The 16,828-nt window shown below is 72.1% G+C and carries 13 protein-coding genes; all 13 read left to right on the top strand.

The window, feature by feature from the left end:
* Positions 1-18 precede the first annotated feature (18 nt).
* Entirely contained in the window at positions 19-933 is a 915-nt protein-coding gene (locus PIJ49_RS14490) for an ABC transporter ATP-binding protein (RefSeq protein ID WP_066653812.1), read from the top strand.
* Positions 930-1,646 carry an ABC transporter permease gene (locus PIJ49_RS14485; protein ID WP_271826916.1) on the top strand — a complete coding sequence of 239 codons (717 nt, stop codon included), beginning with the start codon at positions 930-932 and terminating at the stop codon, positions 1,644-1,646. Before PIJ49_RS14490 ends, PIJ49_RS14485 begins: the two co-directional genes overlap by 4 nt.
* The gene (locus PIJ49_RS14480) at positions 1,643-2,371 is read left to right on the top strand and encodes an ABC transporter permease (RefSeq protein WP_209683052.1); all 729 of its coding nucleotides are present in this window, start codon (positions 1,643-1,645) and stop codon (positions 2,369-2,371) included. Before PIJ49_RS14485 ends, PIJ49_RS14480 begins: the two co-directional genes overlap by 4 nt.
* Entirely contained in the window at positions 2,368-3,288 is a 921-nt protein-coding gene (locus tag PIJ49_RS14475; RefSeq protein WP_209683050.1) for an ABC transporter substrate-binding protein, read from the top strand. Before PIJ49_RS14480 ends, PIJ49_RS14475 begins: the two co-directional genes overlap by 4 nt.
* Before the next feature lie 287 nt (positions 3,289-3,575).
* Positions 3,576-4,988 (top strand): cytochrome ubiquinol oxidase subunit I, encoded by a 1,413-nt coding sequence (locus tag PIJ49_RS14470; protein ID WP_209683048.1) that lies wholly within the window; start codon positions 3,576-3,578, stop codon positions 4,986-4,988.
* Position 4,989: 1 nt separating this feature from the next.
* On the top strand, positions 4,990-5,994 hold the full coding sequence (gene cydB, locus PIJ49_RS14465; RefSeq protein WP_251154945.1) for a cytochrome d ubiquinol oxidase subunit II: 1,005 nt from the start codon (positions 4,990-4,992) through the stop codon (positions 5,992-5,994).
* A gap of 9 nt (positions 5,995-6,003) precedes the next feature.
* Positions 6,004-7,668 (top strand): thiol reductant ABC exporter subunit CydD, encoded by a 1,665-nt coding sequence (cydD, locus tag PIJ49_RS14460; protein WP_271826915.1) that lies wholly within the window; start codon positions 6,004-6,006, stop codon positions 7,666-7,668.
* Positions 7,665-9,353, top strand: coding sequence for a thiol reductant ABC exporter subunit CydC (cydC, locus tag PIJ49_RS14455; protein ID WP_271826914.1), 1,689 nt, complete (start codon positions 7,665-7,667; stop codon positions 9,351-9,353). The genes cydD and cydC overlap by 4 nt, the downstream gene beginning before the upstream one ends.
* Positions 9,354-9,416: 63 nt before the next feature.
* Positions 9,417-12,008 (top strand): leucine--tRNA ligase, encoded by a 2,592-nt coding sequence (gene leuS / locus PIJ49_RS14450; RefSeq protein ID WP_442874647.1) that lies wholly within the window; start codon positions 9,417-9,419, stop codon positions 12,006-12,008.
* A 102-nt stretch (positions 12,009-12,110) separates the two neighbouring features.
* Entirely contained in the window at positions 12,111-12,476 is a 366-nt protein-coding gene (locus tag PIJ49_RS14445) for a hypothetical protein (RefSeq protein WP_271826912.1), read from the top strand.
* 57 nt (positions 12,477-12,533) lie between these two features.
* Entirely contained in the window at positions 12,534-12,863 is a 330-nt protein-coding gene (locus PIJ49_RS14440) for a ComEA family DNA-binding protein (RefSeq protein WP_271826911.1), read from the top strand.
* A gap of 3 nt (positions 12,864-12,866) precedes the next feature.
* Entirely contained in the window at positions 12,867-15,455 is a 2,589-nt protein-coding gene (locus tag PIJ49_RS14435) for a ComEC/Rec2 family competence protein (RefSeq protein ID WP_271826910.1), read from the top strand.
* Positions 15,364-16,338, top strand: a complete 975-nt coding sequence (holA, locus tag PIJ49_RS14430; protein ID WP_235426614.1) for a DNA polymerase III subunit delta — start codon at positions 15,364-15,366, stop codon at positions 16,336-16,338. The genes PIJ49_RS14435 and holA overlap by 92 nt, the downstream gene beginning before the upstream one ends.
* The last annotated feature ends 490 nt before the right edge of the window (positions 16,339-16,828 follow it).

The raw sequence follows: 16,828 nt of genomic DNA, 5'->3' as shown, positions 1-16,828 counted from the left end.
GAACAGAAGGGCACCCACATGATCGAGTTCCGCTCGGTGCGCAAGACGTACCCGGACGGCACCAACGCGGTCGACGACTTCAGCCTCGTCATCCCGTCGCGGACCACCACGGTCTTCGTCGGCTCCAGCGGCTGCGGCAAGACCACCCTGCTCCGCATGATCAACCGGATGGTCGACCCGTCGTCGGGGACCGTCGAGATCGACGGTGAGGACGTCGCCGGGGTCGACCCCGTGCAGCTCCGTCGCCGCATCGGCTACGTCATGCAGAACGCCGGCCTGCTGCCGCACCGCAAGGTCGCCGACAACATCGCGACCGTGCCGCTCCTGACGGGTGTCCCGAAGGGCGAGGCCCGTGCCCGGGCGCTCGAACTGATGGACACCGTCGGTCTCGACCGGGCGTTCGCGGACCGGTACCCCTCGCAGCTCTCCGGCGGACAGCAGCAGCGCGTCGGCGTGGCCCGCGGCCTCGCCGTCGACCCGAACGTCCTGCTCATGGACGAGCCGTTCGGCGCCGTCGACCCGCTCGTCCGCAACGACCTGCAGGACGAGCTGATCCGGTTGCAGCGCGAGCTCGGCAAGACCGTCGTCTTCGTGACCCACGACATCGACGAGGCGTTCAAGCTCGGCGACCAGGTCGTCATCCTCAAGAAGGGCGGCGAGATCGCGCAGCTCGGGACCCCCGCCGAGATCCTCGCCGAACCGGCGGACGACTTCGTCGCGAACTTCATCGGTGCCGGCCGCGGTCGGCGTGCCCTGCGCGTCGAGCAGACGCCGACCGGCCCGATCGTGGTCGACGGCGACGGCCGGGCAGCCGGTGTGCTCACCGGTCCGGTCCAGGTGGTCGACGCCGCAGCCGCGGTGCCACAGGCAGCAGAGGCCGGGGCGCGTGACACCGCCCCGGGTGCTCCGGCGCAGGGTGGGGGACCGCGGTGAACTGGATCCTGTCGAACCTCGACACGATCAGTGACGCCACGGTCGCGCACCTCGCGATCGCGATCCCACCGATCATCATCAGCTTCCTGCTCTCCATCCCGATCGGTTGGGTGGTGGTCCGACTGCAGCGCACGGGCGGATCCCGCTTCGCCGCCGGTCTGGGCAGCGGCATCGTGACCTTCGCGGGTCTCCTCTACGCGATCCCGTCGCTGGCGCTGTTCGTCGCCCTGCCCGGCATCATCGGGACGAGCCTGCAGAGCCCGGTCAACGTGATCATCAGCCTGACGATCTACGGTCTCGCGCTCATGGTCCGGTCGACGGTGGACGGCCTCTCCTCGGTCGACGCCGGCACGAAGGCAGCCTCGACCGCCATGGGGTACTCGGGCGTACAGCGCTTCTTCCGCGTCGAGCTCCCGCTCGCCGGCCCCGTGCTGCTCGCCGGCCTGCGGGTGATCGCGGTGTCGACGATCTCGCTGACGACCGTCGGTGCGGTGCTCGGCATCCAGAGCCTCGGTTCGCTGTTCACCGACGGACTCGCGCGCGGCATCTACGAGGAGATCCTCTCGGGCATCGTCATGGTGCTCGTGCTCGCCTTCGCCCTCGACGGCCTGCTCGTGCTGCTCGGACGGCTCGTCATGCCGTGGACACGGCGGGCGCCGCGGAGCCGTCGCGCCGCGCGTCGGGTCCTGCAGCGAGCGGAGGTCGCCTCGTGATCATCGGACAGGCGTTCGGCTGGGTGTTCGACCCGGCCAACTACACCGGCGTCAACGCGATCCCCGAGCGGCTGTGGGAGCACGTCTGGATCACCCTGCTCGCCGTGGTGATCGCGGCCGTGATCGCGGTCCCGATCGGGTACGCGATCGGGCACACGGGCCGGGCACGCGGGTTCTCCATCGCGCTGTCCGGCGGCATCAGGGCCCTGCCGACGCTCGGCGTGCTGTCCCTCTTCGGCCTGCTGCTCGGCATCGGGCTCGAGGCACCGCTGCTGGCGCTCGTGGTCCTGGCCGTCCCGTCGGTGCTCGCCGGTGCCTACGCGGGGATCGAGTCCGTCGACCCGGTCACGATCGACGCGGCGAAGGCCCAGGGCATGACCGGGTGGCAGGTGCTCTGGAAGGTCGAGATACCGCTCGGGCTGCCGCTGCTGATCGGCGGCGTCCGTTCGGCCGTGCTCCAGGTCGTCGCCACCGCCACCCTGGCTGCCTACGTCGGCGCCGGGGGACTGGGCGGCTACTTCTTCCTCGGCCTCAAGACCCAGGACTACGCCGAGATGCTCGGCGCGTCCGTCCTCGTGATCGCGCTCGCGATCGCGTTCGAGATCGTGTTCGCCGCGCTGCAGCGGGCGTCGGTGCCGAAGGGCACCCTCGACCCGTCCGCGCGGCAGCGCCAGGGATCGCGCGAGCGAGCCCGCAATCCCATCCCGGAAGGAAACCCATCGTGATCACAGCACGGATCCGCGTCGCCCTCGCCGCCGCAACGGCACTCGGCGTCGCCGCAGCCCTGACCGGCTGCTCCTCTGGTGACCCGCTCAGCAGCGGCTCCAGCGCCTCGTCCGACTCGAAGACGATCGTCATCGGCTCGCAGCAGTACTACTCGAACGAGATCATCGCCGAGCTCTACGCGCAGGTGCTCGAGAAGGACGGCTTCACCGTCGAGCGCAACTTCAACATCGGGCAGCGCGAGGTCTACATCCCGCAGCTCGAGAAGGGCGCGATCGACGTCATGCCCGAGTACAGCGGCAACCTGCTGCAGTACTTCGACAAGGAGTCGACGGCCAAGAGCGCGGACCAGATCGACGAGGCGCTCGAGAAGGCCCTGCCGAAGGGTCTGCGGGTCCTCGACGAGGCCGACGCCACCGACCAGGACAGCTACACCGTGACGAAGCAGTTCTCCGAGGAGAACGACGTCACGAGCCTGGCCGACCTGAAGGACGTCAAGGAGAAGCTGACCGTCGGCGCGAACTCCGAGTTCCAGACCCGCCCGTACGGCCCCGAGGGCCTGAAGTCGGTCTACGGCGTGGACGTCGACTTCAAGGCGGTCGAGGACTCCGGCGGCGCCCTGACGGTGAAGGCGCTCAAGGACGGCACCGTCCAGCTCGCCGACATCTACAGCGCGGACCCGAGCATCAAGGCGAACGACTTCGTCTCGCTCAAGGACCCGGAGAACCTGATCCTGCCGCAGAACGTCATCCCGGTGGTCTCCGACAAGGTCGACGAGAAGGCTGCGGACGCCATCGACGAGGTGAACGAGAAGCTCACCACCGACAAGCTCATCGAGCTCAACGAGAAGAGCGTCACGGACAAGGAGAAGGCCTCGCAGATCGCGAAGCAGTTCCTCCAGGACGAGGGTCTGCTCTAGTCGGTCGGCGCTCGGCGCCGATCAGCACTGAACGACAGGTGTCGGGCTTCGGCCCGGCACCTGTCGTCGTTCACGCGGAGGGCACTCGGGCACCGTCGTTCCGCACGGTTGTGCCGACCACTGCTCGTGCACGTTCGTGCAGAGTGCCCCTCTACAACTTGTCGAAGCAGGTGTCCCGGCGGTAGCGTGGAGGTGTCCCGATGGGGTGACAAGTACCAGTTCCTCCTCCCGGAAGAGGCATCTCTCGTGCACGAACAGCGCGCGGCGGACCGGCTCGGACACGCCGCATGAACGACATCCTCGATCCCCTGATCCTGTCGCGGTGGCAGTTCGGTCTGACGACGATCTACCACTTCCTCTTCGTCCCGCTGACGATCGGCATGGCGCTCGTCGTCGCCGTCTTCCAGTCGGCGTGGGTGCGGACCGGGCGCGCTCACTACCTCCAGCTGACCCGTTTCTTCGGGCGCATCTTCCTCATCAACTTCGCGATGGGCGTCGTCACCGGAATCGTCCAGGAGTTCCAGTTCGGCATGAACTGGTCGAACTACTCGCGGTTCGTGGGCGACGTCTTCGGTGCCCCGCTCGCGCTCGAGGGCATCCTCGCGTTCTTCTTCGAGGCGGCGTTCATCGGCATCTGGATCTTCGGGTGGGACCGCCTGCCGCGGGCGCTGCACCTGGCGAGCATCTGGTGCGTCAGCGTCGGCACGATGATGTCGGCGTACTTCATCCTGGCGGCGAACGCCTTCATGCAGCACCCCGTCGGCTTCGCGATCAACGAGGCGAAGGGCCGCGCCGAGCTCACCGACATCTGGGCCGTCCTGACCAACAAGGTCGCGCTGGCCGCCTTCCCGCACACGCTCTTCGGGGCCTTCATGGTCGCCGCCTCGGTGATCATCGCGGTCGCGGCGTGGCACCTCGCACGCAACCAGAACCTCGAGACGATGATGCCGGCGCTCAAGTTCGGCATGTGGACGATGCTGGCGTCCGGCGCGCTGACCGTGCTGTCCGGCGACCAGCTCGGGCTCACGATGGTCGACACCCAGCCGATGAAGATGGCCGCGGCCGAGGCGCTCTACAACACCTCGACGGGCAAGGACGCCTCGTTCTCGATCTTCACGCTCGGCACTCCGGACGGTGTGCACGAACTGTTCTCGATCCGCATCCCGTACCTGCTCTCGTTCCTGTCGACGCACACCTTCACCGGCACGGTCGAGGGCATCAACGACCTGCAGGCGCAGTACACGCAGGTGTACGGCCCCGGCGACTACAAGCCGATCATCTGGGTGACCTACTGGTCGTTCCGCTGGATGATCGCCCTCGGTGTCGGGGCGGTGCTCGTGTCGGTCGTCGGCCTGTGGCTGACCCGCAAGGGCCGGTTCCCGACGCAGCGCTGGGTCTGGCGCATCGCCACCTGGTCGGTCCCGCTGCCGATGGCCGCGATGATCATGGGCTGGGTCTTCACCGAGATGGGCCGCCAGCCGTGGCTCGTGTTCGGTCTGCTCCGCACGGCGGACGGCGTCTCGCCGAACGTCACCGGGGTCGAGGTCCTCATCTCCCTGGTCGTGTTCACGCTGATCTACGGCGCGCTCGCGGTCGTCGAGTTCCGGCTCATCAAGAAGGTCGCGCAGGAGGGCCCCGCCGCCCCTGCGAAGGTCGACGAGGTCACCGGCGAGGTCGAGCACGAAGTGACGGTGTACTGAGATGGATCTGCCAGTCCTGTGGTTCGCGATCGTCGGACTGTTCTTCGTCGGGTACTTCGTCCTCGACGGGTTCGACTTCGGTGTCGGGATGTCCCTGCCGTTCCTCGGCAAGGACGACACCGACCGCCGTGTGCTCATCAACACGATCGGCCCGGTGTGGGACCTCAACGAGACCTGGGTCATCGTCGCCGGGGCCTGCCTGTTCGCGGCGTTCCCGGAGTGGTACGCGACGATGTTCTCCGGCTTCTACCTCGCCCTGCTGCTCATCCTCGTGGCGCTCATCGCCCGCGGGGTCTCGTTCGAGTACCGGCACCAGCGGAAGCACCCGGAGTGGAAGCGTCGCTTCGACCTCATGATCATCATCGGCAGCGCCGTGCCGTCGTTCCTCTGGGGCGTCGCGTTCGGCAACGTCGTCCGCGGGATCCCGATGGACGCCGGGCACAACTTCACGGGCACGTTCCTCGACCTGCTCAACCCGTTCGCGCTGCTGACCGGCCTCGCGACCCTGATGGTGTTCTTCACGCACGGCGTCGTGTTCGTCGCACTGAAGACCGAGGGTGAGATCCGCGTGCGGGCGAAGCGCCTGGCGACCCGGGCGGGCGTGCTGACGATCGTCGTCGGTGCCGCGTTCCTGGTGGCGATGGCGTTCGTGCGGGCGACGCCGGCGTCCCTGGTGCTCTCAGTCGTCGCGGCACTCGCGCTCGTGCTCGCCGTGCTCTGCACCGCGTGGGGCAAGGAGGGGCGGGCGTTCACGCTGATGGCGGTCACGATCGCCGCCGTGGTCCTGGCGATGTTCACCGCGATCTTCCCCGACGTCATGCCGGCGTCGAACGACCCGGCGAACAGCCTGACCGTGGTCAACGCGTCGAGCGGGCAGTACACGCTGACGGTGATGAGCTGGGTCGCGCTGATCTTCGTCCCGCTCGTGCTGGCCTACCAGGCCTGGACCTACTGGGTGTTCCGCAAGCGCGTCTCGCGGGCCCACATCGACCAGGCCGCGCACTAGGGGCTCCCGGTGAAGCCGCTCGATCCTCGTCTGCTGCGCCTGTCGCGTGCCGCGCGCTGGTCCGTCGTCGCGTCCGCGGGAACGGGCCTGGTCCGCACACTCGCGACGATCGGTGTCGCGTGGGGGATCGCGGCGGCCGTCTCGCTCGGCGTCGACGCGGTGCGCGACGGCCGGCTCCCGGAGACGTTCGTCCCGACGCTGGCGCTGCTGGCCGGTGCGTTCGTCGTCCGTGCCGTCGCCGCGTGGTCGACTGACGACCTGGCGGCGCGGGCCGGGGCGACGGTGAAGAGCGAGCTCCGTGCGACCGTCCTCTCCCGGGCGGCCGAGCGCGGACCGTCCTGGCTCGCCGCCCGGTCGAGCGCCGGCTTCGCCACCGCGCTCGGCCCCGGGCTCGACGCCCTCGACGCCTACTTCGGGCGGTACGTCCCGCAGCTCGCGCTCACGGCGGTCGCGACCCCGGTGCTCCTCGTCGCGATCGGGCTCGGTGACCTGACGAGCGCGGTCGTCATCGTGCTCGCGATGCCGGTGATCCCCGTGTTCATGGTGCTCATAGGTCTGGCGACCCAGGCGCTGCAGCGGCGGCAGGCCGACGCGCTCACCCGCCTCGGCGGCGCCTTCACCGAGGCGGTCGAGGGCCTCGCCACCCTCAAGGTCTTCGGACGTGCCCGCCGCCAGGTCGACCGCATCGGCACCGTCACCGACGAGTACCGCCGCGGCACCATCGGCGTCCTGCGTCTGTCCTTCGTCAGCGGCTTCGCCCTCGAACTCGCCGCGAGCCTGTCCGTCGCCCTCGTCGCGGTGTCGATCGGCGTCCGACTCGTCGACGGCTCGCTCGGCCTCGGCGCCGCGATGTTCGTCCTGGTGCTCGCCCCGGAGGCGTTCGCACCCCTCCGCCAGGTCGGTGCCGACTTCCACGCCGCCCAGGACGGCGTCGAGGCGTCCGGCGCCGTGCTCGACGTCCTCGACGACCGGGGACGCGACACGTCGACCAGCGCACCTGCGCCCGGCACCCCGGCCGCCGCGGCCACCGACCTGGTGCTCGAGGGCGTGGTGGTCCGTCGCCCCGACGTCGTCGTCGGACCGTTCGACCTGCGCGTCGCGCCCGGCACCGTCGTCGGCCTCGCCGGGCCCAGCGGGTCCGGCAAGTCCAGTCTCATCGCGGCGATCCGGGGTGTCCTCGCCCACGACGGCACGGTGACGGTGCCCGGCCCGGCCGACGCCACCCGCGCCGACCGCACGACGTGGGGTGACCAGCGTCCGCGCCTGGTGCGCGGCACGGTCGCCGAGAACGTCGCCCTGCACACGCGACCCGACGACCACGACGTGCGCCGCGCCCTGGGCGAGGCGGGGCTGGGTGTCGAGCCGAGCCTCCCGGTCGGACCCGGGGGAGCCGGTCTGTCGGGCGGTCAGGCGCAGCGCGTCGCGGTCGCCCGGGCCCTGTACCGGGCGCGTCGCGCCCGCACCCCGCTCGTCCTGCTCGACGAGCCGACGTCGGCCCTCGACGCCGACGCGGAGCAGATCGTCGTCGACGTCGTCCGGTCGCTCGCCGCCGACGGCGCGGTCGTCGTCGTGGCGAGCCACCGCCCCGCCGTGCTGGCCGCCGCCGACGTCCGCGTCGACCTCCGCACCGGCGGAGCGGTGACCGTGACGCACCGACAGGAGGCACGCTCGTGAGCCGGGAGGCCCGTCCCACCCCCGTCCTGCGGCTGGCGCTCCCGCACGGGGCCGGCTGGGCGAAGGCGGTCGCCGCCGGCACGCTCAGTGCGGTCTGTGCGGTGGCGCTCCTGGCGGCGAGCGGCTACCTCATCACCCGCGCGGCCGAGCAGCCGCCGATCCTCTACCTGACGCTCGTCATGGTCGGGGTGCGTGCGTTCGCCCTCGGCCGGGCCGCGCTGCGCTACGTCGACCGGCTCGCCGGGCACGACGCGTCGTTCCGGCAGCTCGCCGTCGTCCGGACCGAGATGTACCGACGGCTCGCCTCGGTCGCCCCGGCCGGGCTCGGGGCGACCGGGCGCGGTGACCTGCTCACCCGGCTCGTCACGGACACCGACCGGCTGCAGGACCTGCCGATCCGCGTCGTCGGCCCGCTCGTGTCGGCCGGGGTCGTCGCCCTGCTCTCCGTCGTCGCGGTCGCGGTGGTCTGGTGGCCCGCGGCGGTGGTGCTCGTCGTCGCCCTCGCCGTCGCCGCGCTGCTCGGGACGGTCACGACCCTGTCCGTCGCGCGGCGATCGGACCGCGAGACGGCGGCCGAACGCGGACGGGTCGCGGACCTGGTGCTCGACACCGTCCGGACCCTCGACGTGTTCGCCGCGTACGGCACGCTGCCCGACCGCCTGGCCGGCATCGCCGCGCTCGACGCCCGCGTGACCCGCGCCGTCCGGCGTCGTGCGACCGTCGAGTCGCTCGTCGGGGCCCTCGTCGGCCTGGTCGGTGGCGGCGCCGTCGTCGGGGTGCTCGCGGTCGGTGCTCCCGCGGTCGTCTCGGGCGCGCTGGACGGACCGCTCTGGGCGCTCGCCGTCTTCGTGCCGCTCGCACTCTTCGAGGTCGTCGGCGGGGTCCCGCTCGCCGTCCTGACGCTGCGCCGGGTCCGCGCCGCCGCGGAACGGGTCGAGGAGGTCGTCCCCGCGGAGCTCCCGGCCGGCATCGTGCCGGAGCCCGACGTGCCGGCCGACCCGTCGGACCTCGTCGTCGACGGGCCGGTGCGGGTGGCGGTGCGGGACCTGACCGTGCGGTGGCCCGGCGCGTCGGCGCCCGCGGTGGACCGGGTGTCGTTCGACCTGCACCCGGGTGAGGTCGTCGTGCTCGAGGGGCCGAGCGGTGCCGGGAAGTCCACCCTCGTGGACGCCCTGGTGCGGTTCGTCGACCACGAGGGGTCGTACACGCTCGACGGGGTCGGGACGCGGTCGATGCACCCGGACGCGGTGCGCGCACGGGTCGGGCTCGTGGAGCAGGACCCGTTCATGTTCGACCAGTCGGTGCGGCAGAACCTGCTCTTCGCGCGGGACACCGCGACGGACGCCGAGCTCAGCGACGTGCTCGACCGGGTCGGGCTCGGCCCGTGGGTCGCGGGGCGCGGTGGGCTCGACGCCCCGGTGGGGGAGCGCGGCGGGCTGCTCTCCGGCGGGCAGGCGCACCGCCTCGCGCTCGCCCGGGCGCTGCTGCACGCGTTCCCGGTGCTGGTGCTCGACGAGCCGACCGCGGACGTCGACCCCGACCTCGGCGACGCGGTGCTCCGCGACCTCGTCGGTGCGGCGCGGCGGGCCGGACGCACCGTGCTGGTCGTGTCCCACGTGCCGGTCCCGGCCGACCTGGTGGACAGGACCCTGCGGATGCGTGACGGGCGCCTCGCCGAGGGGTGACCGCCTGCCGGACGGAGGATGCGTCGGCGGGACCGGGGCGGGCCTCCAGGCCTTGTACCCTTGGTGATCGTGACCACCGAGCACTCCACTGCGAACGCAACCGAGCACCCCGCCGGACCCGCAGCCGTCGATCCCGACGCCTACGACTTCCGCCGCATCCAGGAGAAGTGGCAGCCCCGCTGGGAGGAGCTCGGCCTCTTCACGACCGACCTCGACGACTCGCGCCCGCGCAAGTACATCCTCGAGATGTTCCCGTACCCGTCCGGCGACCTGCACATGGGGCACGCCGAGAACTGGGCACTCGGCGACTTCGTGGCCCGCTACTGGCGGCAGCAGGGCTTCAACGTCCTGCACCCCATCGGCTGGGACTCCTTCGGCCTGCCCGCCGAGAACGCGGCGATCAAGCGCGGGGTCGACCCGGCGCAGTGGACCTACGCGAACATCGAGCAGCAGAAGGCCTCGTTCAAGCGCTACGCGCCGTCGTTCGACTGGACGACGGAGATCCACACGTCGGACCCCGAGTACTACAAGTGGAACCAGTGGCTGTTCCTCAAGATGTACGAGAAGGGCCTGGCCTACCGGAAGGACAGCTGGGTCAACTGGGACCCGGTGGACCAGACCGTGCTCGCGAACGAGCAGGTGCTGCCCGACGGCACCTCGGACCGTTCCGGCGCCGTCGTCGTCAAGAAGAAGCTGACGCAGTGGTACTTCGCGATCACGAAGTACGCGGACCGGCTGCTCGACGACCTCAACCAGCTCGAGGGTCGCTGGCCGGCGAAGGTGATCGCGCAGCAGCGCAACTGGATCGGCCGTTCGGTCGGCGCCGACGTCGACTTCGTCATCGAGGGGCACGACGAGCCCGTCACCGTGTTCACCACACGTCCGGACACCATCCACGGGGTGACGTTCCTCGTCGTGGCGCCGGACTCGGACCTGGCGGCGTCGCTGGTCTCCGCCGCCCCTGACGACGTGCGTGCCGACTTCGACGCGTACCTGACCGCGACGCAGAAGACCTCGGAGATCGACCGGCAGAACGCCGACCGGCCGAAGACCGGCGTGCCGCTCGGCCGCTCCGCGATCCACCCGCTCACGGGGGAGCGCCTGCCGATCTGGGCCGCCGACTACGTGCTCGCCGACTACGGCCACGGCGCCGTGATGGCGGTCCCGGCGCACGACCAGCGCGACCTCGACTTCGCCCGGGCCTTCGACCTGCCCGTCAAGGTCGTCGTCGACACGAACCAGCCCGTCACCGGTGCCATCCCGGTCATCCCCGAGGGCGCGACGCTCGAGGACCTGCCCGCGCTCGACCCCGTCTCGACCGGCGAGGCGCTCACCGGCCAGGGCCGGATGATCAACTCCGGGCCGCTCGACGGCATGTCGAAGCAGCACGCCATCACCGCGGCGATCTCCCTGCTCGAGGAGCGCGGGACGGGTCGGACTGCGAAGACCTACCGCCTGCGCGACTGGCTCATCTCCCGTCAGCGCTTCTGGGGCACCCCGATCCCGATCATCCACGGCGCCGACGGCACCGAGCACCCGGTCCCGATGGACCAGCTGCCGGTGCGCCTGCCGTCGACCGAGGGCCTCGACCTCAAGCCGAAGGGCACCTCGCCGCTCGGCGGAGCGACCGACTGGGTGAACGTGCCGAACCCGGTGGACGGCACCCCGGCGCTCCGCGACACGGACACGATGGACACCTTCGTCGACTCGTCGTGGTACTTCCTGCGCTTCCTGTCGGCCCAGGACGACACGCAGGCGTTCGACCCCGAGGCCGCTCGGAAGTGGGCGCCGGTCGACCAGTACATCGGTGGCATCGAGCACGCGATCCTGCACCTGCTCTACGCGCGCTTCGTCACGAAGGTCCTGTTCGACCTCGGCTACCTCGACTTCACCGAGCCGTTCTCGGCGCTGCTCAACCAGGGCATGGTGCTCTCCGGCGGCTCGAAGATGTCGAAGTCGAAGGGCGGCGTCTCGCTCGGCGACGAGCTCGACGCGAACGGCGTCGACGCGATCCGCCTCGTGATGGGCTTCGCCGGGCCGCCGGAGGACGACATCAACTGGGAGGACGTGTCGCCGTCGGCGTCGGCACGCTTCCTCGCCCGCGCCTACCGCCTGGCGCTCGACGTCACCTCGGCACCGGACGCCGTCTGGGCCGACGGCGACCGTGCCCTGCGCCAGGTGACGCACCGCTTCCTGGCCGACGCGCCGGGGATGATGGAGGCCTTCAAGTTCAACGTCGTGATCGCGCGACTGATGGACCTGGTGAACGTCACCCGCAAGGCGATCGACAGCGGCCCCGGCGCCGGTGACCCCGCCGTGCGCGAGGCCGTCGAGACGATCGCCCTCGCCCTCGCCGTCTTCGCCCCGTACACCGGTGAGGAGATGTGGGAGAAGCTGGGCTACGAGGCCACGGTCGCCACGTACGGCTGGCGGAAGGCGGACCCGACGCTGCTCGTGCAGGAGACGCTCACCGCGGTCGTGCAGGTCAACGGCAAGGTGCGCGACTCGTTCGAGGTGTCGAAGTCGATCGAGGCGGACGAGCTCGAGCAGCTCGCGCGGGCCTCGGCGAACGTGCAGCGGTACATCGGTGACCGCGAGATCGTCAAGGTCATCGTGCGGGCGCCGAAGCTCGTGAACATCGCGATCAAGGGCTGACGGCTCCCGGAGTCCTCCCCACCTGACCGGCCCGGCCGGTCCCTCCACAGGAGGGGCCGCCGGGCCGTCGTCGTCCCCGTGGTGGGACCTACCGTGCCGGGCATGACTGCTTCGTCTCCTGGAGGACCCGGTGCCGACGGGTCGTGGGCGTCCCGGTTCGCGCTCTCGCCCCGGGCGGCCGTGGTGCTGGCCGCCGTGGTGGTCGGGCTCGCGCTCGTGGTGGTCGCGATCGGGACCCTCGGGACGCGATCGACGGCCGGGGTGACGGTGACGAGCGCGCCCTCGACGGCGCCCGGCCGACCGTATCCGGGTCCGAGCACGGACGCCACGGGCGGCGCTCCCGGGTCCGGATCGCGCTCGGGATCGGCGAGTGCCGCGGCGGTCACCGTGTACGTGCTCGGCGCGGTGGTCCGGGCCGGGGTCGTCGAGGTCCCCGCCGGGACCCGCGTGGACGGCGCGCTGCAGTGAGCGGGGGGAGCCACGGCCGACGCCGACCTCGCCCGGCTCAACCTCGCCCGTCCGGTGGTGGACGGAGAACGCCTGTACGTGCCGCGGGTCGGGGAGACCGAGGTGCCCGAGGCGCTCCGGCCGGACGCGCCGGGTGCCGGGGGCGGGAGTGCCGCCGTCGGGGGTGGTGCCGGCGGCGCGGACGACACGGGCGCGGCTGTCGTCGACCTCAACACCGCCGACCAGCCGACACTCGAGACCCTGCCCGGCATCGGCCCGGCACTGGCTGCCCGCATCCTGGCGTGGCGCGAGGAGCACGGCGGGTTCACGTCGGTGGACGACCTGCTCGAGGTCAGCGGCATCGGCGACACCCGCCTCGCCGAGCTGCGGGACCGGGTCCGGGTCTGAGTCGTGGACGTGCAGCCGAGCCTCGTCGACCTGCGCCTGGCGGGACCGGTGGCCGTCGCGTGGGTCGAGGCGGCACTGCTCGTCGGGGCGCCGGGGCTCGCATGGTGGTGCGCGACGATCGCGGCGACCGCCGGCACCGTGGTCGTCCTGGCGCTCGTGGTGCGGGGCCGGCGTGGGCGTGCAGCGCTGTCCGGCGGTCGCGGTGGTCTGCTGGGCGGCGTGCCGGGTGGCGTGCCGGGTGGCGTGCTGGGCGGCGTGCTCGTCGCGGCAGCGTGCTGCCTGCTCGTCGCGGTGGCGGTCGGTGTGGGCGCGGCGGCGCGGTCGCCGCAGGCGCTCGCCGACCGTGCCGGACGGACCGTGGCCGTCGAGGTCGTGCTGACCCGGGACCTCGCCGCCTCCGATCGGTCGACCACGGGCACGCTGCGGTCGATCGGTGACGTGGGCGGGCTCGAGGTCCCCGTGCGCGTGGTCCCGGCCGGGCGTCTCCGTGCGTCGGCCGGAGCAGTGCTGCACGCCCGGGCGACGGTGCAGACCGACGACGGCGGCGCACCGACCGCGGCGGTGGTGTTCCTGCGCGGACGTCCGACGAACCTGCCGCCGACCGGTCTGCTGGCAGCGTCGGAGCGCGTGCGGCAGGACTTCACGGCGGTGACGCGCGACCTGCCCGAACCCGGCGGCGCGCTGCTGCGCGGGCTGGCGATCGGGGACCGCAGCGGACTCGACCCGGCGACGGAGTCCGCGATGGAGACGACCGCGCTGACCCACCTCACGGCGGTCTCCGGCTCGAACTGCGCCGTCGTCGTCGCGCTCGTCGTTGCCGGGTGCCGGGCGCTCGGGCTCCCTCGGGTCCTCCGGGCGGTCGCGGCCGTCGGGTTCCTGGTGGCCTTCGTGGTGCTCGTGCGACCGGACCCGTCGATCGTGCGTGCCGCGGTGATGGCGGTGGTGGTCCTGGCGGTCCGTCTGTCGGGCCGACCGCTCCGCGGGGTGCCGCTCCTGGCGCTCACCGTCCTCGGCATGCTCGTGGTGGACCCCTGGTACGCCCGGGCGCCCGCGTTCGCGCTGTCGGTCCTGGCCACCGGCGGCATCATCGTGCTGGCACCGCGCCTGACCGCCCTGCTCGCGCGGCGGTGGTGGCAGCCCCTCGCTGCGGCGGTCGCGATCCCCGTCGCCGCACAGCTCGCCTGCTGGCCCGTGACGGTCGTGCTCGCCCCGACCCTCCCGACCTACGCGGTCCCGGCGAACATGCTGACGGAGCCCCTCTCGCCCGTCGTCACCGTCGGCGGGCTCGCCGCGTGCGTGCTCGCTCCCGTCTGGCCCTGGGGCGCCGCGGTCGTCGCGCACGTGGCCTGGGCTCCCGCGGCGGTCATCGGTGCCGTCGCGCACGGGGCGGCCGCACTGCCGGCGGCGACGCTCGACTGGCCCGCCGGACCGGTCGGAGCCGCGACGGCGGGGCTGGTCAGCCTGGCGGTCGCCGGTGCCGTCCTCGTGGATCCTCCGCGACGGACGTGGGCGCTGGTCGCGGCGGGGACCGTCGTCGCGATCGGACTCGGACTCGTGGCCGTCCCGCGGCTCGTGGTGCGCTCGACCGTGCCGGGGGACTGGTCGGTGGTGGCGTGCGACGTCGGGCAGGGTGACGCCGTCCTGGTGCGCGACGGCGCCGGTCCGGTCGCCCTCGTCGACACCGGGGACGACGAGGAACTGCTGCTGCGGTGCCTCGACCTGGTCGGTGTCGACCGGGTCGACCTGCTCGTGCTGACCCACTTCGACCGTGACCACGTCGGCGCGGTCGGGGCGGTGGCGGACCGGGTGGCGAGGGCGCTCGTCGGTCCCGTCGGACGGCCCGAGGACGAGCGGATCGTCGGGACGCTCGAGCGGGCCGGGGCCGAGGTCCGGACCGCGGACGACGGCACGTCGGGCACCCTCGGCGCGTTGCGCTGGCGGGTGGTGTGGCCGCGCGCGGGATCGTCAGCATCGGGCAACGACGCGAGTGTCGTCCTCGAGACCACCGCCGACGGACCCTGCCCGACCTGTGCGTCCGGGGTGTTCCTCGGCGACCTCGGGGAACAGGCCCAGCGCCGGCTCCGACCGTTGGTCGAGGCGCACCCGGACGTCGTCAAGGTCGCCCACCACGGATCGGCCGACCAGGACCCGGCGTTGTACCGACAGCTCGCGGCGCCGATCGGACTCATCGGCGTCGGCGCCGACAACACCTACGGGCACCCGACGGCGTCGGCGCTCGACGCCCTCCGCGCCGCGGGGACGACCGCGTTCCGCACCGACGAGCAGGGCACCGTCGTGGTCTCGCGATCGGCCGACGGGTCGTTGCAGGTCTGGACCGAGCGGACGGCGCCGGCCACGACGACGGGGGTCCGTCCGGCGGGAGGTCCGTCTGTGGCGGCCCGTAGGATCGGAACAGGCCCCGACCAGCTCGCTCCGGAGCCGACGGAAGGAACGCATGCCCGCCAAGAAGCCCACGCGCGCCGCCGCGAAGATCGACCAGGTGCCGTGGTCCGGTGTCCGGCCGGCGCCCGTCGTGCTGGTCACCGGTCCCGAGCAGTTCCTGGCGGAGCGGGCGAGCAGCGTCCTCCGTGACCTGCTCGTCGGCGAGGACCCGGCGCTCGAGGTGCACGACCTCGAGGCAGACCAGTACGCCCCCGGCCTCCTGGCGACGCTCGCGAGCCCGTCGCTCTTCGGCGAACCGCGGCTCGTGCGGGTGACGAACGTCGAGAAGTGCACCGACGCCTTCATCACCGAGACGATCTCCTACCTGCAGGCGCCCGCTGACGACGTCACGCTGGTCCTGCGACACGGTGGGGGCATGCGCGGCAAGAAGCTGCTCGACACCATCCGCAGCGGGGTCGGCGGCGGCGTCGAGGTCCAGTGCGACGAGCTCAAGCGCGACACCGACAAGATCGACTTCGTCAACGCCGAGTTCCGGGCCGCCCGGCGGAAGATCGCGCCCTCGGCAGTCCGCACGCTCGTCGCGGCGTTCTCCGACGACCTCGCGGAGCTCGCGGCGGCGTGCCGACAGCTGCTGGCCGACGAGGCCGAGGAGATCACCGACCGCACCGTCGACAAGTACTACGGCGGTCGCGTCGAGACCAACGCGTTCAAGGTCGCGGACATCGCGCTCGCAGGACGCTCGGCTCCGGCGATCGTCGAGCTGCGGCACGCCCTCGCGACGGGGGAGGCGCCGGTGCCGATCGTCGCGGCGTTCGCGAGCAAGATCCGCACGATGGCCAAGGTCAGCGCCTTCCGCGGGCCGAGCGGCCAGGCGGCGTCCGCACTCGGCATGGCGCCGTGGCAGGTGCAGCGCGCGCAGCGCGACGTCGCCGGGTGGAGCGAGGCCGGGTTGGCGAACGCGATCACGAGCATCGCGGCGGCGGACACGGCGGTGAAGGGCGGCTCTCGCGACGCGCACTACGCGCTCGAGGTCATGGTCCGCACCATCGCCCGTCGCGGCGAGGAGCGCTGAGGCGGGACGCGCCTCCAGGCCGCACCCGGACGCCGCGGCGCTGCCGCCGTGCCCGTGCCCGTGCCCGTGCCCGTGCCTGAGCCCGTGCCCGTGCGGCGCCCGTGCCCGTGCGGTGCCCATGCCCGCTCGTGCCGGTGCGGTGCCCGCGCACGTGCCCGCTCGTTCTCGCACGGGACGAACCACGGATCCGACATCGAACCAGCACCATCGGCTGGTTCGATGTCGGATCCGTGGTTCGATCCGCACGGGGTACCGCGCGCGGCGACGAGGCTGCGGCACAACGAGAAGCACCTCGCGCCACGGATCTCCGTGGCGCGAGGTGCTTCCGGTTGTTCTCGAGCGAGTCGTGCCGCGGCCGACCACGCGTTGTCGCAGCGGTGCCGCCGCCGCCACGAGCGCGCCGTCGCCGCGGCCGACCACGATGCCGGTCTGCTCGGGGTCGGCGCCGAACACCGCGATCGACAGGGATCGACCCGGGTCGAGACGGTTG

This window comes from Curtobacterium uvaldense, assembly GCF_028307415.1.
Taxonomy (GTDB): Bacteria; Actinomycetota; Actinomycetes; order Actinomycetales; family Microbacteriaceae; genus Curtobacterium.
Note: the sequence above shows the minus strand (reverse complement) of the source record. Positions and strands in the feature narration are given on the sequence as shown.